The organism is Mesorhizobium sp. CNPSo 4661 (assembly GCF_057784215.1).
This window is the reverse complement of the sequence record NZ_JBWGIO010000018.1, coordinates 53,310-71,894: the sequence shown is the minus strand read 5'-3', so window position 1 is coordinate 71,894 and position 18,585 is coordinate 53,310. Positions and strand designations below refer to the sequence as shown.

18 protein-coding genes and 1 pseudogene are annotated in these 18,585 nt (G+C 61.0%); 7 read left to right on the top strand and 12 right to left on the bottom strand.

From position 1 onward, the window contains the following. Positions 1-51: 51 nt before the first annotated feature. Together AC0YKC_RS25780 and AC0YKC_RS25775 are read right to left on the bottom strand one after the other, a co-directional pair. Positions 52-324 (bottom strand): hypothetical protein, encoded by a 273-nt coding sequence (locus AC0YKC_RS25780; protein ID WP_434723598.1) that lies wholly within the window; start codon positions 322-324, stop codon positions 52-54. Positions 325-362: 38 nt separating this feature from the next. Beyond that, positions 363-662 (bottom strand): hypothetical protein, encoded by a 300-nt coding sequence (locus AC0YKC_RS25775; protein ID WP_434725752.1) that lies wholly within the window; start codon positions 660-662, stop codon positions 363-365. A 282-nt stretch (positions 663-944) separates the two neighbouring features. Here AC0YKC_RS25775 and AC0YKC_RS25770 point away from each other — a divergent pair, with 282 nt between their 5' ends. Next, complete coding sequence (locus AC0YKC_RS25770) at positions 945-1,397, top strand: hypothetical protein (protein WP_320293682.1); 453 nt, start codon at positions 945-947, stop codon at positions 1,395-1,397. Positions 1,398-1,514: 117 nt separating this feature from the next. Here AC0YKC_RS25770 and AC0YKC_RS25765 read toward each other — a convergent pair whose 3' ends face one another. The 8 genes from AC0YKC_RS25765 to AC0YKC_RS25730 form a co-directional block, all read right to left on the bottom strand. Beyond that, positions 1,515-2,123, bottom strand: coding sequence for an ATP-dependent DNA ligase (locus tag AC0YKC_RS25765; protein ID WP_320293683.1), 609 nt, complete (start codon positions 2,121-2,123; stop codon positions 1,515-1,517). Positions 2,124-2,352: 229 nt separating this feature from the next. Further along, entirely contained in the window at positions 2,353-2,691 is a 339-nt protein-coding gene (locus tag AC0YKC_RS25760; protein ID WP_488513111.1) for a slr1659 superfamily regulator, read from the bottom strand. An 18-nt stretch (positions 2,692-2,709) separates the two neighbouring features. Beyond that, positions 2,710-3,270, bottom strand: coding sequence for a slr1658 superfamily regulator (locus tag AC0YKC_RS25755; protein ID WP_320293685.1), 561 nt, complete (start codon positions 3,268-3,270; stop codon positions 2,710-2,712). A gap of 2 nt (positions 3,271-3,272) precedes the next feature. Continuing rightward, on the bottom strand, positions 3,273-5,639 hold the full coding sequence (locus AC0YKC_RS25750) for a SpoIIE family protein phosphatase (RefSeq protein WP_488513110.1): 2,367 nt from the start codon (positions 5,637-5,639) through the stop codon (positions 3,273-3,275). Beyond that, positions 5,636-6,814 (bottom strand): methyltransferase domain-containing protein, encoded by a 1,179-nt coding sequence (locus AC0YKC_RS25745; RefSeq protein WP_488513109.1) that lies wholly within the window; start codon positions 6,812-6,814, stop codon positions 5,636-5,638. Before AC0YKC_RS25745 ends, AC0YKC_RS25750 begins: the two co-directional genes overlap by 4 nt. A gap of 2 nt (positions 6,815-6,816) precedes the next feature. Then, positions 6,817-7,332: a ubiquinone biosynthesis methyltransferase UbiE gene (locus AC0YKC_RS25740; protein ID WP_488513108.1), complete on the bottom strand. Its 516-nt coding sequence runs from the start codon at positions 7,330-7,332 to the stop codon at positions 6,817-6,819. A 176-nt stretch (positions 7,333-7,508) separates the two neighbouring features. Beyond that, a complete protein-coding gene (locus AC0YKC_RS25735; RefSeq protein ID WP_488513161.1) occupies positions 7,509-9,158 on the bottom strand; it encodes a putative bifunctional diguanylate cyclase/phosphodiesterase in 1,650 nt (549 codons plus the stop codon). 416 nt (positions 9,159-9,574) lie between these two features. After that, positions 9,575-10,726 (bottom strand): helix-turn-helix domain-containing protein, encoded by a 1,152-nt coding sequence (locus AC0YKC_RS25730; protein WP_488513107.1) that lies wholly within the window; start codon positions 10,724-10,726, stop codon positions 9,575-9,577. Positions 10,727-10,957: 231 nt separating this feature from the next. Here AC0YKC_RS25730 and AC0YKC_RS25725 point away from each other — a divergent pair, with 231 nt between their 5' ends. Further along, positions 10,958-11,242, top strand: a complete 285-nt coding sequence (locus tag AC0YKC_RS25725) for a hypothetical protein (RefSeq protein WP_488513106.1) — start codon at positions 10,958-10,960, stop codon at positions 11,240-11,242. Between the two features lie 114 nt (positions 11,243-11,356). Then, positions 11,357-11,587, top strand: a complete 231-nt coding sequence (locus AC0YKC_RS25720) for a hypothetical protein (protein WP_320293692.1) — start codon at positions 11,357-11,359, stop codon at positions 11,585-11,587. Positions 11,588-11,634: 47 nt separating this feature from the next. Here the strand turns inward: AC0YKC_RS25720 and AC0YKC_RS25715 are convergent. Next, positions 11,635-11,999 (bottom strand): annotated as a pseudogene (locus AC0YKC_RS25715) (bifunctional hydroxymethylpyrimidine kinase/phosphomethylpyrimidine kinase). Between the two features lie 147 nt (positions 12,000-12,146). Beyond that, the gene (locus AC0YKC_RS25710) at positions 12,147-12,728 is read right to left on the bottom strand and encodes an amino acid synthesis family protein (RefSeq protein ID WP_488513105.1); all 582 of its coding nucleotides are present in this window, start codon (positions 12,726-12,728) and stop codon (positions 12,147-12,149) included. A 163-nt stretch (positions 12,729-12,891) separates the two neighbouring features. Here AC0YKC_RS25710 and AC0YKC_RS25705 point away from each other — a divergent pair, with 163 nt between their 5' ends. From AC0YKC_RS25705 to AC0YKC_RS25690, 4 genes are all read left to right on the top strand, one after another. Continuing rightward, positions 12,892-14,700, top strand: coding sequence for a helix-turn-helix domain-containing protein (locus AC0YKC_RS25705; protein WP_488513104.1), 1,809 nt, complete (start codon positions 12,892-12,894; stop codon positions 14,698-14,700). A 262-nt stretch (positions 14,701-14,962) separates the two neighbouring features. Continuing rightward, positions 14,963-15,940 carry a flavin reductase gene (locus AC0YKC_RS25700; protein ID WP_488513103.1) on the top strand — a complete coding sequence of 326 codons (978 nt, stop codon included), beginning with the start codon at positions 14,963-14,965 and terminating at the stop codon, positions 15,938-15,940. A gap of 22 nt (positions 15,941-15,962) precedes the next feature. Beyond that, positions 15,963-17,474, top strand: coding sequence for an aldehyde dehydrogenase (locus AC0YKC_RS25695; RefSeq protein ID WP_488513102.1), 1,512 nt, complete (start codon positions 15,963-15,965; stop codon positions 17,472-17,474). Between the two features lie 32 nt (positions 17,475-17,506). After that, a complete protein-coding gene (locus AC0YKC_RS25690) occupies positions 17,507-18,583 on the top strand; it encodes an LLM class flavin-dependent oxidoreductase (RefSeq protein WP_488513101.1) in 1,077 nt (358 codons plus the stop codon). The last annotated feature ends 2 nt before the right edge of the window (positions 18,584-18,585 follow it).

Sequence of the window (18,585 nt, the reverse complement as noted above, 5' to 3'; positions counted from 1 at the left end):
AGGCCGTCCACGTAAATGCCGGAGTTGGGACGGCCTTTGTAACAGCAGAATTTAGTAGGCCTTCTTGGGGGCGGCCTTCTTCGCGGCGTGCTTCTTGTGCTTCGCTGGGCACTTGTGCTTCTTCGTCACCTTGCAGGCCTTCACGACGTGCTTTTTGACTGGCTTTTTCTTCGTCATAGCATCTGAGGCCGGCGCGGTGGTGGTTGCGGTCGCCGCGGGGGCGGCCGGCTTGGTGGCAGCATCGGCAGTACTGACGTCGAGAATCGGCATCGAGACAGTCAGCGCAAACGCAAGACCGAGAGCGGAGATGAGGGACTTTTTCATTGTTTCATTTCCTTCTTTGCGGGTCGGTTTTTTAAGTGTCACTCGATCGGATCGACCGGTGTCACTCCAAGCAACTTCAAAGCGTTCGCGAGCATTCGGATTCCCTGCGCCTCCTTCTTCTTGGCGCAGTACCGGTTTCCCTTTCTTTGAAGCGCCTTCGCCGCGGCGACCTGCGTTGCTGCGGCATGGGTTTCGAGGGCTTCATCAACTTGACGGCTGAGATTGCTGCAGCGCTCAGCCCGGGTAATCGCCACCTTTGCGTCGGATACTCCAACCGCGGCCGTGATGAGCAAAATGCCGAGCGACGCACCCATCAAGCTGATCGAGACCCTTTGCATCGCCTTGTCGCAAACCCGAGCAAGTGCTGCCGCAGTGCAGCAGCCGATGAACTGACCCTCCACTCAATTCTACGCCTTAACGATTTCTGGAGTTTTTCTGGTGTGTTTCTGGATTGTGTCTGAGGGCTGCCACGATCAGGGCGCCGGGATGCGAACGGCGCATCGGCCGTACGCGGCAGCGAACGCGCGCTGGCGAGACCGGCAGGGGCTGTAGCCGGGAAGGGAGCGCGTCCAGAGGCGGCGGCGCCAAGTTAGATAATGGGACTATCCATCCTGACATGAATGCGCGAGCCGTCATGTTACGATGCCAATGAACACCAACCGGGCTTGCCATCAAATCAAGGGGAGAAAGTCGCCACGTCCAGTATCAACCGCCGCGCCTTGCTCTTCCACTCCAGCAGCGGCATTTTCGCCTCCATGGTGTCGGCAGCGGCTCACGCAGAGCCGCACCGAGAACGAGTAGCGCCCAAACTGCGGGCATTGATTCAGGCGCACGTGACAGCATACGCCGCGTTTGGCAAGGCCGTCCGCGAAATGGGTTGCAGCAGCCGCGACTATGACCAAGCCGACCGAGAGGAGGAGAGGGCGCTGCTAGCTATCTGCGCTTATCCTGCGGTCATCGAAGGCGATCGTCTTGCCAAGGCCCGATATCTTTTAGAGATCGAGGCGCGCGGTGAGCTCGACCTGCCGGAACAAATACAGGCTCTTCTTCGTTCGACGATGTTAAAGACGTGAGATCGGCCGTGCTAATCAGTCCGCCTGGCCCTCCGGATCGTCCGAAGATCGCCGGGCTGGCAAAGCATGCCTAAGCTTGCGGATGTCCGCTTCGCGCCCAAAAGCGGTCGTTGATGCTCAGAAATCGGCTTCCTGGAAATACTTGGCTTTCAGCCATGTGCTCGATGGTCCGCTCCTGTAGTGGCCATCGGCGCGCTTCGAGACAATGTTCTCGAGCCTGGTCTTCGCGACGGCGTGGGAGATCGCCAGCGCGCTGGCCTCGAAATGTTGGCTGTACTGGACTTTGCCAAGGCCCGCCCCAACCAGGCGACACAGCGTCTGCTTGCGCCGCAGCAGGGGCAAGGAGGCCAGATCGCGGCCGTCGAGATGGAGGATGTCGAACGCAACGAACGCCAGCCGGTTCGGCTCGTACCAAATCGCGGCTTCCAGCGCAGCGCAATCGGCGCCGCCCTGCTCACCTGGTACGATGACCTCGCCGTCGATAATGGCAGCCTGGCATGGCAGATCGACAGCCAGCGCGATGGCCCAGTATTTCGCGGTCCAGTCGCGGCCGTTCTTGCTGTAAAGACGTATGCCGCCCTTATCGATGATGACCTGCGTTCGGTAACCGTCAAAATCGATCTCGTGAACCCATCCCTCGTCTTGGGGAGGCTGCTGGACCCGACTCGCTAACTGCGGCGGAATGAACTCCAGCCGGCCGCCATTGAACTTGGCACGCTTACTCAATGACGCCACCTTTGGACCGGGCAGCGACGGCGTATCGGCACAGGCAGCGCCACATCCCCCCAACCTGGACGCCTGCCGCCTGTGCCGAGCCCCCGCCGAGCCGTTGCAAGCATCTTCGATCGCGGCCGGATTGTCGTTAGCCTCGCATCCATTTACTTATCTTGGCGTACATATCTCGCTGGGGACCGCGCTCTGGTTTCGGCCCTTGGTCGGTTTTCGGACGACCGGGTTAGTCCATCAGAAGCACTACAGCAGGATGCAGCTTCTTCAGATTCGGCAATGATTTCGACTGCCAGGGTATGTCGGGCGTTCCACGCACGATGAGTCTAACGTCGGGATGCTTGCGCACCTCGATGGTAAATTTCGCCAGCAGATTGATGCCGGAGGAGTTGAGAAACTGAAGGTCCTTTAAATTGAGCGTGATGGAGGATGGGTTCGAGGCAAGAACGCTGGCCGTCAAGGCCGTGACAGGCGCACCGGCCTCGGAACTGGCAAGCCGCATCGCGCCGTCGAAAAAAATTTCGCTTCCTTCAACCCACACCCGGTAGTCGTCTGTCTTGATTTCCATAATGTGGCTTCGTTTCATCTAGTTTTGCGTTTGCGAGATCGGAATGGAGGCATAGGTTTCCAAGCAAATCCGATCGCTTTCGTCGGCGGAGCTGAATATCCAGGCCAAGCGTGCGCCATAGTCGCTCATCAGCGTCAGCAATCCGAGACCGGAGCCTGCGACGTCGGGGTTCGCAGCATTCGCTTCAATTCGCTGTATCAGCCGATCCCTGGGGTCGCCAACCGTGATGTCCGCCAGGAGACTTTGGAATTCGGACGCGTTCTCGCCGTCGACATCGTTCGAGACTTTGAGCTTGAAGGAGTCCGAATCCATCGACGCCTCGATCACGATTTCGCCCGGCGCGCGAAACTTGACGGCATTTTCAATGAGCTCGTTGACCAGATACCCGATGCTGTGCCGCATCTCCACGTAGTCATTGCGGGACGACTGAAAGCGCAACGCGAAAAGATCGGCGATGAAGTCAGATGTGGTGGCACAATGACGCCAACTCAAATCGAGAGGCCCGTCGAACAGCCGCACCCGACTGATGCTCTCTTTCATCCCGATTGCAATGTCAGGGGTACCGAACAGCGTTGTCATTCCTATGTGCGCCTTATGATCACAAGGGTAATGTCGTCGTGGATCTTCTGGATGCCGATATGAGCCATCAGATCCTCGATGATACCGGCTTTGATTTCCTCCGCGCTCCTGCCGTGACGGTCTTCCACGCTCTGGCGGAGGCGCTCGAACCCGAACATCTTTCTCTCCTGGTCTTCCGCCTCGGTCACGCCGTCGGTGTGCAGCACGATCACGTCGCCGCTCCCGAATGGGATATCGCGCGTGGCAATGAACGGCGAGATGTCATTCTCCAGACCGACCGGCAGACCCAGATCAATCGTATCGATGCGCTCGACTTCCCCATCTGCGCGCATGACCAGCACGTCCTCGTGCTGGCCGGAGAGCGTCACCTGCTCGTCCTCGAAGTCAAGGAAGGCCAGCGAGAGATGCTTATCGGTCTTCGTCCGCTCGATGTTCTTGTAGATCGCTCTGTTCAGCCGATCCAGAAACCGGTGCGGATCCCCCTCGTTGGTCTCCTGCAGCGCGCGTGCGACGGATTGGACCATCAGCATCAGTACACCGCTCTCGAGACCATGGCCTGTCACGTCGCCAATGCCGATCTTGACCCGTGATCCGTTCTGCAGGACGTCGTAGTAGTCGCCACCGACCTCGTCCGCTGGCCGCATATAGGCTGCGATCTCCAGTCCCGGGATCGCTTCGAGTTCGACTGGCTTCGGCAGAACCATCATCTGGATGTGCCTGGCAACCGCGAGCTCGGCACCGAGGCGGACGTTTTCGTCGCGCAGCTTTTCGTTGAGCGCGGATATCTCCTGATTTGCGTCGCCGAGTTCTCTGGTTCGTTCGTCGACGAGCTGCTCGAGGTTTTCAGTGTGAAAGCTGATCTCTTCGGCCATGCGGTTGAACGCAATCCCAGCCGCTCCAACCTCGTCGCGCGTTGGAATGTTAACCCGCACGGAGTAATCCTTGGACTGCAGTCGCTGAGCGGCGCTGGCAAGCGCCCTCAGGCCCGCGGTGATCCGCTTGGAAATTCCGAGCACGGCCGCAAAGACGATCAGAAGCGAAACGATGATCGCGCCTATCTGAAAGAGCAGGATACGGTTGGTCGCGCGCGAAATGCTCTCCTGTGCGGCGAACAGGGACGCGTAGATCTCTCGTTCGGGAACGACGATGCCGACCGACATGGCTTCGGACTTGATCGGCCCCGAACTCCATAGATTGGTCGGCTTCAATGTCTTGAGGACTACAATGTAGGGAACGCGTTCGCCGTTGTTGTCGAGCGTAATGTGCTGAATGACACCATCATTGTTCCGGTCCAGGGGCAGCGACGCGATGGCCGGCTGCGTGCTTCCCCGCAGGGACCTCTCCAGGCCAGTTACGCCCTGCGTGCCGGCATCGCTCGATGACCTCAGGCCGATAATCGCCTGGCCCGACGGATTGATCGCGACCACGTTCCCAGTCGACATCGTCAGGAAGCCGAAGCCGGTATCGGCGATCTTCACGCGCTCGACGACTTCCGCAAGCTGGTCGAGGGTTATATCCGCCCCCGCCGTACCGGCGATGCCGGTGCGATCGCGCGTCCATAGCGGGTGGAAGAAGCTGACGATCAGCTTGCCGGTGATGGCATCGGTGTAGGGTGCCGTCTGGGTAATATCGTCAGGGACGGGGCGGGAAGCCGGATCCCTGGCCCATTGCTGCCAGGACCCATAGATCCCTGGAAAGAAGAACTCCCAGAACTCCGCCTTGTTATGGCCTGGATAGAGCCGGTCGAAGGTCTGTGCCTGGTCCGTATACGGCACCGTCCTGAAGATTGGTCGCTCTTTCGGGCCGATATAGTACATCTGCAGCTTGGACGGTCCGCTCGCCATGAGAGTCGGCGCGACGAGATCGATCACGGTACTGTCTTCTATCTCTTTTTGAACGCCTGGCAGCGGAGTGTGGTCGGCGCTCAGCAGGTAGCCCCAGACGCTGATCACAGAAGGCGCGCCCGGCAGGTTCTGCGCCCAATTCCCCTTCGCGTCGTAGACGACCTTCACGGAACCCGGCTCTTCATGCGCAAGCGTCGTTCCGACCTGTTGCTGTCTCGCCGGATCGTCGATCTGGGCCTGCAGCACGCCGGCGAGCGCTTTCACGTCGCCATGAACCCGATCGAGCAGCAGGTCCACACTCGACGCCGTCGAGTCGGCATAGGAACGAATGTATTCCTGGTTCGCGGTCGTCAGGCCTTCACCGACCTCCGACGTTGCATCGCGCGACAGCTTTTGGACATTCCAAAGCGCCAGCCCACCGCTCAGCAGGAGGTCGAACAGCACGGCGCCGCCAACGACCAATACAAATTTCGCCCGAAAGGAGCGCAGGCCGAAACGCGGCGTCTGCTCATTGTCGGCTTTCATTGTGGTCTTCGCCCCGAGGCCACCCAGATCGGCCAGCCCGCGTAACCCTTGGGGTGAAGCGCAGCGAAAATGTGGTCCTGAAAGCCCCGCCGGAACCGTGCGACGAATTCCGGGCCATCGCCGCGTCTGGCCGCCATCTCGCCCGCATAGACATCCGCCCAGGCCGCGATGACATCGGCGAAGTCCTGCGGATCGCCGTCCAGGTTGGTGACCATGAAGGTCTCGACCCGTATATCTTCGAATCCGGCTTCGACCAGGTATCGCCGACTCTTCGGTCCAAGCTCGACGTCCATCTCAAAGTGCGCAAACAGCTTCGCCACCTCGTTGTAGGTCCAGCGAATGCTTTCGGCGCGAGGCTCGCCAAGGCAATGCGAATTCTTCTCGTTGGTGATGTAGACCCGGCCGCCCGGTTTGCAGATGCGATAGAGTTCCTTGAGGATGAGTTCGGGTCGGTTGAAGATCTGAAGGGAATGCCGGCAGGTGACCAAGTCGAACTGCGCTTCGTCGAGCAGCATTTCCGACGCATCGCCATAGGTATATTCGATGCCGCGGATATCGAACTCCCGCATCACCTGTCGGGCATAGGCGAGGCTGGACATGGAGTGGTCCAGGGCGACGATCCGCGATGGCTGGAATTCCTTCTGCACAAGCACGGCGAAATCACCGATCCCGCAACAGATGTCGGCCATGACGATGCCGGGTTTCATGCCGTGTCGCGGCAAGATTGCGCGCTCGTGGCGCCAGGTCATCTTTGTCTGCGTACGCAGGATGGGAACGAAGCCGCCTTCCTCGAGGAAGCCCTGCCCCGGATAGAATTGGGTGTCGTACTCCGCGACCTCTATGTTCGGCTCGATCGCGTTCAAGTGACCAAATTTCCGTGACGTCCATCCAACGACGCTTGAGGTGACGACGACGAATTTCAAATCCGGTCGAGCGCGGCAGGTGTCAAGAATGATCCTCGAAAAGGCATGAAATGCAGCGTTGTTCATCTGCGTCAGGCGTCTGACATTGATGTAAAGAACGCCGCGCACACGGCCGATCGCATCGCGGAGCAAGGCTATGCTGGGCGCAAGCTCATCGATCGCCTGGGGCCGGACGACCCCCGATATGGAGAACTCCTGATTGTTGGCGTCGTAATGCGCCTTGAAACGCGGGAGGAGGCTGTCGGGGCGCAATTTTATAAGCCCTCAAGCGGAATATCCACGACAAGCTTGATCGCATCGCCGTCGGCTTCCTCTACCTTGAGTGTCGCGTCGTAGTCGACGCCCAGTTCGAGGAGCAGGATCTCCCGAGTGGGCGCTAGATCCCCGGATACGGAGTTGAGATATCGCTCCCTGGCTTCGGACCCCGCGACCTGCGCCACGGCTTCCCCGTAGAACCGGCGTTCCTCCGGCACGCATGGAAATGTCAGCTCGATCCTGTCCGTCGCGCCTTGACGGGACACCCTGCATGCCAGTTCGCCGTCGGTATGGCGCGTGCGAAAGGCGACCTCCAGCAATTCGTTGAAGGCGGAGGAAAAGAGATTTGAGTGGCGGACCGAATCGGACCTGTTTTGCCCGATCATCCGGGCCATATAGGTCGAGACATAGTCGCAGTGCCTCCAGGTGGAGACAAAAGCGTTCATTTCCATGTCGATCTGGATCATCGGCTCGAAGGTCGGCTCGCCGGTCAGGTCGTGATGAACAGCTCCCATCGGCATCCTCCCTATTCATCCGTATTCGAGCACCGATGCGGCGACAGCCTCCGAGGCGGAAGACTTCGCTGCGGCCCTTGGATGAACCAGTCTCGCACTGACGTTAGAATTGCGCGGTATCTACCTCGAACGTTTCTACAAATCTCGACTTCATCGTTAACAAAGGGTGCAAGGCGCTAAAGCGCCCGATTTGATTCCTCCATTGCCCGCAGCACCTTCCGCGGCGACCGCCTGATGAAATCCCTGGTTGGCTCGGCTCCGAGCGGCAGTCCCAGGAAATTGCCTTGCAGGCAATCGCAATTCTCGTTGATCAGCCACCGCGCCTGGGCTGACGTCTCCACCCCCTCGGCGGTGACGCTTATTCCCAGGCCGTGCGCCAGATTTATGATCGATCGCACGATCGTCTGGCTTTTGAGATCCGTCTCCAAGTCCGCGATGAAGTACTGATCGATCTTCAAGGTGTCGAAGGGAAAGTTCTTAAGGTAGCTCAGCGACGAATAGTAGGTGCCGAAATCGTCTAGCGAAATTCGTATTCCGAGCACATTCAGCGTATTCAACGTATCGATATTGTCGACCGTCTTCTCGAGAAGTACCGTTTCGGTTATCTCAAGCTCAAGCCGCTCGGCCCGGATTCCAACGGCGTCGATGATCTGAGCGACAGTGTCGGTCAGCGAACCGCTAAGGAACTGAGCCGGCGACAGGTTAACGGCGACCGTAAGCGAGGAAGGCCAGGTCAACGCCTGGCGACAGGCTTCCTCAATCACCCATCGTCCAATCTCGTCCATCAGCCCGTCGGCTTCGGCGATCGGTATGAACACGCCGGGCCGAATGATCCCGACCTCGGGGTGCCGCCACCGCAGCAGCGCTTCAAAACCGATCACCAACGAAGGCGGCCGAATGAGCGGCTGATATTCAAGGTAGAGCTCGTCCCGTTCCAGCGCCGTTCGAAGGCTGCGCCGCAGATTCTCGCGTTGCTCGAGCAGGAGCAGCATCGAACGGTTGAACGTTCGAGCGCAACCGCGCCCATCCGTCTTGGCCGCGTAAAGAGCAATGTCGGCGGCTTTCATCAGCTGTTCGCCATCGGTCCCGTGCTCCGGCCCGAACGCAATTCCGATGCTCGAGCCGACGAAGACGGGAATGCCGTTGATGACGAACGGCTCCTTGAACGCATCCACCAGCGATCCGGCGAGGCGCTCTGCTTCCTCAGGCTGCGCCTTTCCCAATTGGATGACAGCGAACTCATCGCCGGCATACCGATACGCCGATTCGCCGTCCCGCAGCGCGTCGCGGATTCGGCCTGCTGCGAGTTGAAGGAGCGTGTCGCCCGCTCCATGGCCGAGCGTGTCATTGACCGCCTTGAAGTCGTCGAGGTCGATTTGCAGCAGGGCAGCTTTCGGCTTTGATCCGCCGACGGCGGTCAGCGCCTGCTGCAGCCGCTCGCCGAAACGCCGCCTGTTCTCCAGCCCGGTCAGCACGTCGTGCGTCGCCTGATGGAGCAGAATTACATGTTCCTGCTCCTCCGCCGCACTCCGCCTGCCATGCTGCCGCGATTCGATGATGCCTACACCATTTGCAGAGCCGAAGACGAAAACGGACCGGGGAGCCTCGCCTGACGATGGCGGCAATTCAATGTTTGCCGGAGAGCCGCCCTGGAACACACGAAGAAATTCGTCGCGACACCTCGCATCGAGGAAGCCAGGGTAGACCTCCCAAATGGCGGCACCCGGCGTCACTGCGCCTCCGTAGATGTCTTTGAGACTGGCTGCGTAGTGCGTCAGGCGGAAGTCGCGGTCATAGAACGACACGAGATCGGCGGTGTTCGACAAGAGGTCGGCGAGAAGCGATTCGTCGGCACGTGGGACGCTAGCGGGTGCCCCCTTACTCTCCTTGCCGGCGCCTGACGCCTTTGGATGCAAGTGTCACCTCCATAGGCGGTGTCAATGTGCGTCCCCCAGTCTGGAAATAGCATGACTGTCGAACTTGGCAAACTTTCAACGCGCGTTCTCAACAAGTGGCATGTGCGACGCAGTTACGATGTAAGCTCCGCAGTGACTGGCGTTGTATTATCGACAATGGTTAATAGTCACAGTTCGTTGACAACCGGAATTGCCGCAAATTTGGCCATTCTAAAGAGCGCACGGCGGACGTGATTCAAAATATTGTGATTCGTAAGGCGGGACTGGCTGCGCGGGCCGGCAAGCCTGTTTCGAGCGCGCCATCCCAGCCATCGCCCAATCCCGAATCAACTGCCGAGCGCCTTTAGCCAACCTTCAAAGGATGGGGCCTTCTCATGTTCGGCAGGCGAGACAGAGGAGGTGGGGTGGGGCAACCCCGTGGAACTTCGGACCTCGCGCGGGCTGTAACCGAATTCCTTGCTGAATGCCCGGCTGAAATTGGCCCCCGAACTAAACCCCACGGCTTCCGCAATATCGGCAATGCGCCGGCTGTCCGCCGAATCGCTAAGCGCAACATGGGCGGCCAGAAGTCGGCGACTTTGTATGTAGTGGAGAACACCACCGCTCGGTTCGAACAACTGATAGAGACGAGAGCGCGATACGCCGAGCGCCCGGCACATCGAATCCGGGGTCAGATGAGCCGCGTCCAGATTGTTGTGGACGTATCGGCGCGCTCGCTCCATCAGCGCGACGCTCGCCAATTGTTCGGTGGCTGCCGATTGGTCCGCCTGGGGCGAGAGGCAGGCAGTGATCATGCTGCGTGTTGCGTGCACGATACGAGGCAGATCATCAGCCGTGAGACTGCTCAGCCTGGCTTCGATGCTGTTGACGTAGTCGAGCAAGAGGTTGGCAAAGTTGCCGGACAGAATTGAATTGTTCTTTGCGTCCAGGGTCGCCGTCGCCTGGGCGAACAGATCACGCGGCAAATAGACAAACAGGCTTTCGGATTCCGTTGTCCTGCCGCGAAACGGGTAGCCAAGCGATCTGATCTCCAATTTGCCTGGCTGGTTTTCCGCAACGCGGCGATCGACCTCCGTCCACGACCGGCCATTCCGTAGCAAGGCGATATACCAGTGATCGATCGAGCTGGACCGAAGCTTTGCGGAAGAACGCAGATAGCTATGCGCCGGCGCGCGCTGTTGGACAATCAGCATGCCGCCGAGGTTCCAGGTCACATGGTCTGCGGGAAAGCCATCTTCGCGCGATTTGTCATCCGCCAACTTGACCTCGACAAGCGGTGCCATGAGTGCCTGCCAGGCGGCAAACTGATCCGGCGGCGCCAGTTCGCGCGTTGAAAACGGCAAGGGTTTGAGCGCCGGCGGAAGTGAGGTTGCAACCTCACAGTCTGCTTCGTCAGGTTGAGCTTCGCGCGGCCAACGACGTCGATCACGTTCCGGCGACTGCCGCGCACGCGCCTCGTCCTGTTTCTTAGCGTCCATCGCAGGGTGCCATATCCGAATCCGGTATGCCCGCGCCCATCCTCAATCATGTGGTGTGCGCTAGGCATCTGGCAAGACCGGTGGGGCTGGAGTCCACAGAAGCTGTCCCATGCTGGGCGGCAGTAAGAAATGCATTCCGAGATAAGTTTCTGGATGCGGAGCTAACGACACTCTTCAACCTCATGCGTATAGAATCTGGCATCGTGAAAGCGTAGTTGAGGAGACCACGAAATGAACGCAAAGCTGAAAGGAGAAGCTCGCCGGAAGATCATTCTCGATGGGTACTTTAACAACGAACCCTTGAAAGATATTGCGGCAAAGCTCGGATGCTCGCTGGCGAGTTTGAAAGTCAGCGCCAGCAAACTCGGCTGCACCAGAACCCCAAAAGAGGCGGCGGATTTCCGGCGGGGTTTTCACGTACCGGAAAACAAGCGGCAAGACTATTACCAACTGATGACATCCGGGCAATACAGATCTCGCGAGTACGCCCAGATTCTAGGAATACCAATACCATAATCGTGATGTATTGATTAGTACGGCAATAAGATTGCGAGCAATACCATCGCTCGAGCTTCAGTGATACAAGCCCGCCGCAAAGCACGGACGGCGGACCCTGAAAGGTTCGCTCAAATGCTGCGTCAGCGTTTCAATCGCACCTGTCTTAGCCCTCTCGATCTGGCTGTTTGCGAACGCGTCTTCAATCAGGTTTGCGCGGATGAACGGCTCGATCCCTTGGACCCGGACGCCGAAATTCTGGCGGTGATGGTTGTGGCAATTTATCGAAATGCTCACACCAGCGAACGCGAACTGCTGGAGGCGGTCAGATCTCGCCGGCAAAAGAACGCGGGAACCCCGCAATAGTGCATGTAGCCGAGGACGCGCGCTATGAATAGTCGGGCAGCCGCAGGTTATTCGATTGAGCTCTTCAAAAACTGCTCGAACACAAATCGTTTGCTGTCTCGCACGCTGCTTTCAATCGACTTCGCCTTGGCCTGATGCGCGGCGATCGCGCTGGCCAGCATGCAGCCCGTCCCGCGCATCGAACCGGCAAGCCGGAGCATGTCGAAACGAACCGGTTCCCCGTCGGATGTCAACAGCATGTCTGTTGATGTTGCCCCCGCCGCATGTCCGCCCTTGATGAGCAGTGCCGCGGCCCGGCCGCAAGCAATCGCCTTCCCTGCCGCAGCGCTTCTTCGTCGTTGACGGCCAATTCCGAGCCGGCCAGCACCGCCAGTTCAATGAGATTCGGCGTGATCAGACGGCAAAGCGGCATGAGATCACGCTTCATGACTTCGACAGCATTCGGTTCCACCAGACCGGACATGGCTTCTCTGCGCCTCAATCTCGGCCGTTGAAGCCGGCTTTGCATGTTCCTGAAGCGGACATCATCAACAACAAAGCGAACGTGTCGCGTACAACGTTATCCAGCGGTCTCCTGCTCCATCTCTTTCATGTCCTGAAAACGGTCGGCAATCCGCGGGTGGACGCGGCCGCCGTCGGCGGCGCCGATGGCCACGACGATCTCGTCGGCGGCCGGGCCGTCGGCTATCTGGAAATTGGCGGTGATGAAATGCGAGCGGCGGCCGTTCTCGCTCTTGTGCATCATCGGCAGCGACAGCAGGGCGCCCGGCGCGTTGCGCGTGTTGCAGAATTCGAGATAGGTCGTGCCGCCGACCGCGTCGCGGAAGACATTGCCGAAGCGCAGCGTGTGGATCATGGCCGACGCGTGCTCGATCTCGCCTGCCACCCCAACGGCCGCTGCCTTGCCATAGCTCTCGACACGCTCTGCCGGCATAAGCCCGAGCAGGCGATGCGTAAGCTCGTGCCCCAGCCGAGGCGCGATGGCCACGATCTCCGGCCGCAAATTCTCGACGAAGCCGCGCCCGGCCCATGGATTGCGCAGGACGGCCGCGACAACGATCGAGGTTACCGGCCTGGCTCCCGCCTTGCCGCCTTCGATATGCACTTCCTCGATGAAGGTGCAGACTTTTCGCAATTCCATGATTTTCACGCCCTGTTGGTGGAAGGCCAGCCTAGTAAGGCCCGGCAGAGAGGTATTCCTCCGGTTCGTAGGAAGAATCGGCGTGCGCCCCGCTTGGAAGCGGTGTAGCGTTTGTATATCCGCGACGGCTTAAATTGGCTCTTCGCGAGGCGGAAGACCGGGCGTGGACCACCAATCGCAAATTCTCTCTTTGCGGGACGCCGCCAGCCTCATCAATTCGGGTGGCGATCTCCAATCCGTGCTGCGCGACCTCGTGCTGGCCGCCTGCCGCCATGCCAAATGGACGCTGGGCTCGATCATGAGCATCGATGCGCCGCATGGCCACGCCTATGTCATCGTGCGCCACGACCCGACGCTCATTCAACGTACATTGCCGGACCGCTGGGAACTTGCGACCAGTCCGTCGATCGTCGCGCTCAATCGCAACGAGCCCGTCTATATCAGGGACGCGCGTGTATCCGAGGAGTTTCCCGGCTATCGCCGCGAGGCGTTCGAGCGCGACTATCGCAGCGTTCTCGTCATGCCGATGAACTGCGTCGACGAGGACGGCCGGCCGATGGTGCTGACGGTGGTCTCGCGCGAAATCACCGAGGTGAGCGCCGAGGATATCGCCTTCATCGGCATGATCGTGCATCTCGGCGAGATCGCGGTGGAGAAGCAGCATCGCCTGCGTCAGGAGAAGCAGGCCGGCGAGCGACTGCAGCGTGCCCTGCTGGCGCACACCACGCTTTTGCAGCAGGCGCTGTCGGAAGGGGCAGTTGCCGCGCTCGCCGACAAGGTCGGCGAGCTCTTACCCAATCCGGTCGTGGTCATCGATTTCCACGCCAATCTGATCGTCGCCGGTCGCTCGCCGAGCGAAGCGCACTTCGATGCAGCGTCCTGGCAGCAGGCCGTGGCCGGTCCGCTCAACCGGCAGATCGTCAAGGTCGCGCGCGGTGCGCCCGAAGCGCGCCAGAACGAGACGCTGTTCGTCGACGACGGCAAGCACCGGCTCAGGCTTTCGGTGCGTATCGAGCCGCTTACCATCGATGACGAAGTGGTTGGCGCGCTGATGATTTTTCCGACGCCGCAGCAGTCCGGCCAACTCGACCAGATGCTGCTGGACAGCGCTAAATTCGCGCTCAGCGTGCAGATGATGCGCAGCTTCGTCCGCTTCCGCTTCGAGACCAGGTCGCTGACCGAGCTTTTCCTGGAGGTCGTGGAGCGCCGCTGGCGCGATGAGGCCGATATCGTCAACCGCGCCCGCCGCTTGGGCGTCGACCTGACGGCGCCGCAAAGGCTGATCGTCGTCGACTACGCCGATGCGGCGAAGGACGGCAGCGGCGCCGATCCGCATCATGCCCTGGTCCGGCTGCTGGAACAGACAGGCGTGGCCGGCACCGTTATCGCCGTTGAAGGCGGCCTTGTCTGTCTCGTCGCAGACGATATCGGGCAGGACGGCATACGCGTGGGGAAGTTGCTCAACAAAATAGCCTCAGAGCTTGGCCGCTATTTCGAGCGTGAGCCGGCGATCCTGGGTTCTGAAGTGTGCACCTCGCTGGCCGATTATCCGACCGCGTGGGACCGTTGCCGCCGCATGATCCGCATCGGCCGTTCCTTCGGACGCACCGGCGTCTTCGCCGGCCAGGACTTCGGTCCGCTGCCGATGCTGGTCGCCGCCGCCGACGTGCCCGACGTGCGCAACTTCGTCGACAAAAGCGTCGGCGCGCTGATCGCGCATGACCGCGAGCACGGCACGCCCTATCTGGACACCCTGTTCGCCTATCTGCGCGAAGGCTGCCGCAGCCAGGCCTGCGCCGACGCCATCGGGCTGCATGTCACCACCTTGCGCTATCGCCTGTCACGCATGGAGGAACTATTCGGGATCAAGCTCGACACGCCCGAACAACGCTTCGCGGTCGAGCTGGCAATCCGCCTCAGCGGCATCATCGACAGCCGCGTGCCGGCAGCCCGCCAAAGCGCGTCGCGCTGAACCGGATTCAGGCGACGCGCTTTAAGTCTTTGTTTTGATGCATGTCGTTGTCCCAGAACCGCTGCACACTTCTGGGCGACATGCATCAAACCACTCCATCTCAAGATCGCTGCCGCCACATCGCATCCGCGCCGGGCACGGGCTCGTCGCGCTCGTGCTTGCTCGGGATGGCAGCAGCCTGTCGCGAAGTCTTTCCTACAGATCGGAGGAAGAACCGGTGCCGGCACCTGCCTAGCTTCCATCCCGCACAATGGAGGAAGCAATGGCGGACGCGGTGGCACAAAGGACGATCGACCCGATCGCTTTGCGTCGTGCCTTCGGCACCTTCGTCACCGGGGTTACCGTCATCACCACGCGCGATCGCGACGGCAATCCGCGTGGCATGACCGCCAATTCCTTCACCTCAGTTTCGCTCGACCCGCCGCTGCTCCTGGTCTGCGTCGGCAAGTCGGCGGCGAGCTTTCCGGCCTTCAACGAAACGCAGTCCTTCGCGGTCAATTTCCTGCATGAGGGGCAGGTGGATGTCTCGTCGGCGTTCGCCTCGAAGTCGGCCGACAAATTCCAGTCGGTCAAACATGACCGCGCGCACACCGGCGCGCCGGTCCTCACCGACAGCCTGACTTGGTTCGACTGCACCGTTCACAACCGCATCGAGGCCGGCGATCACATCATCCTGATCGGCCGGGTCCAGGCCTTCGGAACCAGCCCGTCGGCGCCGCTCGGCTTCTGCCGCGGCCGCTACGCCAGCGTGAAGGATCCGCTGCCGGCCGGTTGGCTGGCCTCGCAGGACATGATCATCGGCTATCTGGTCGAAGCGGGGAACCACATCCTTCTGCGCGGCGACGGCAAGGGCGGCTGGGTGCTGCCGACCGCGCAGCGCCGCAAGGCCGACAGCCGGCTCGTCCTCGATGGAGGCGAGGCGTTGAGCCTCGTTCCTGAAAACACCTTCCTCTATTCGGTGTTCGACGTCGCCGATAGCGATCCCGGCTACCTGATCTACCGCGCCGAGCTCAACCGTGAGAGCACTGAAGCCGCACTGCCGGACGGTCACGCCTTTTTTGCCGTCGATGCGCTGCCCTACGAAAAGATCACCACGCACGAGCTGCGCGCCATGCTGCGCCGCTATGCGCGCGAGCGCCAGGACAAGCGCTTCGGCATCTACATGGACACCGGCGACGGCGGCCGCGTCGCCATGATCGACGGCCAGTCGCAATCGTGGACGCAGGCCGCGTCCGAATGATGATCCACGCAGGACTGACAGCATGAAAACGACGGTCGGATCGCTCGAAGGCTCACGCCAGGACCTGTTCATCGACGGCGCGTTCGTAGCGCCGAAGCAGGGGCAATATATCGACAGCTTCGACCCGACCACCGGCAAGCCCTGGTACCGGTTTGCCGAGGCCGACGCCGAGGATGTTGGGGCGGCCGTCGAGGCAGCTCGAGCCGCGTTCGTCAATCCGGCCTGGCGGCGCATGACCCAGACCGACCGCGGCAAGCTCGTCCGCCGGCTGGCGGAGCTGGTGCTGGAAAACGCCGACGAGCTCGCGCTGATCGAAACGCGCGACAATGGCAAGCTGCTCAAGGAGATGCGGGCGCAGATGCGCGCCATGCCCGACAGCTACACCTACTTCGCCGGCATGGCCGACAAGCTGCTCGGCGACACCATTCCCGTCAACAAGCTCGACATGCTGAATTTCAATCTGCGCGAGCCGATCGGCGTTGTCGGCATGATCACGCCGTGGAATTCGCCGCTGATGCTGCTCACCGGCACGCTGGCGCCATGCCTGGCGCTCGGCAACACGGTGGTCGTCAAGCCGTCCGAGCACGCCTCGGCTTCGACGCTCGCCCTGGCCGAGTTGATCATGGAGGCCGGGTTTCCCGCCGGCGTCGTCAACGTGGTGACCGGCACCGGCGCCGTGGCGGGCGACGCGCTGACCCGGCATCCAGGCATCGCCAAATTCGTCTTCACCGGCTCGACCGGAACCGGGCGCCGGATTGCCGCCAACGCGGCGGAGAACCTCATCCCCTGTTCGATGGAGCTCGGCGGCAAGTCACCCCATGTCGTCTTCGGCGACGTCGATATCGAGCATGCCGTCAACGGCGTCGTGTCCGGTGTCTTCGCGGCCGCGGGCCAGACCTGCGTCGCCGGCTCGCGTTGCTTTGTCGAGGCGAGCGCCTATGACCGCTTCGTCGAGGCGCTGGTCGAGCGCACCCGTCGCGTTCGGGTCGGGTTGCCGATGCAGGAGGACACCGACATCGGCCCGCTGGCGCTGTCGGCGCAGCTTGCCAAGGTGGAAACCTATGTCGCCTCGGGCGTGCGCCAGGGCGCCCGGATCGCGGCCGGCGGCAAGCGGCCGCAGGCGGACGAGCTCGCGGGCGGCTGGTATTTCGAACCGACCGTCATGACCGATGCCGACAACGGCATGGAGTTCATGCAGGAGGAGCTGTTCGGTCCCGTCGTCGGCGTCATTCCGTTCTCGTCGGAAGACGAGATGATCCGGCTCGCCAACGACACACGCTATGGGCTCGCCTCCGGCATTTGGACACGCGATATCAACCGCGCCCTGCGCTTCGCCAGGAATGTCGAGGCCGGCACGGTCTGGATCAACACCTATCGCGCGTCCTCCTTCATGTCCGCCAATGGCGGCTTCAAGGAGAGCGGCTACGGGCGGCGCGGCGGCTTCGACGCCATGGAGGAGTTCTCGCGCTTGAAGAACGTCGTGATCGACTATTCGGGCGCCATGCAGGACCCGTTCGTCATCCGCCTTCGCTGACCATAACCCGACGCAACGACCGGGAGACCGACATGAAATTCGCCGTATCGCTGACCATGGAGCGCTTCTCGCCCGACATCCCGATGGAAAGGGTGAAGAGCAATCTGCTGGAACTCGCGCGCATGGCCGACGAGGGCGGCTTCGAGACGCTATGGACGGCGGAGCACCACACGATCGAATGCACGATCTCGCCCAATCCGCTGATGACGCTGACCTGGCTGGCCCAGCACACCGAGCAGATAAGGCTCGGCACCTCGACGCTGGTCGCGCCCTATTGGAGCCCGATCCGGCTGGCGGGCGAGGCCGCGCTTTGCGACCACCTGACCGGCGGGCGGCTGGAGTTCGGCATCGCGCGCGGTTCCTACCAGTATGAGTTCGACCGCATGGCAGGCGGCATGCCGCAGCAGGAAGGCATCGCCTATCTGAAGGAACTGGTTCCGGCCGTGAAGAAACTGTGGGCCGAGGATTATGCCCATGACGGGCACTATTGGAAGTTTCCTTTAGCCGCCGGTGTGCCGAAGCCGCTGCAGAGGCCGCATCCGCCGATCTGGGTCGCGGCGCGCGATCCCGGCACATTCGATTGGGCGGTCGGCATCGGCGCCTCGATCCTGTCGACGCCCTTGTCGGCGCCGGCGGCCGAGATCGCTGTGCTCGGCGAGAAATTCCGCAAGGCCGTCGCCGATCATCCGGAGGTGCCACGTCCGCGCCTGATGATGCAGCGCCGCACCTGCGTCTACGAACTGGAACAGGATTGGGAGGTGGCGGTTGGGCATGCCATCGACTACGGCCGCGCCTTCGAGAACTTGTTCCAGAACATAGGCACTGTGAACAACGGCTTCCCCGAAGCGGTGCCCTACGAGAGCGTCAAGGGTAAGGACAACTACAATCCCGAAAACATCCGTCGCAACCTCATGTTCGGCACGCCGGACGAGGTGATCGAGAAACTGCTCGACTATGAGGCGGCGGGCGTCGATCAATATTGCCTCGGCCTCACGTTCAACCTGCCGTTCGAACTGCAGAAGAAGACGATCAAGCTGTGGGTCGACGAGGTGATGCCGATCTTTGCCGCGCGCGAGCGCGACAAGGCGCGCCAGGCAGCGAGGGCGTGACC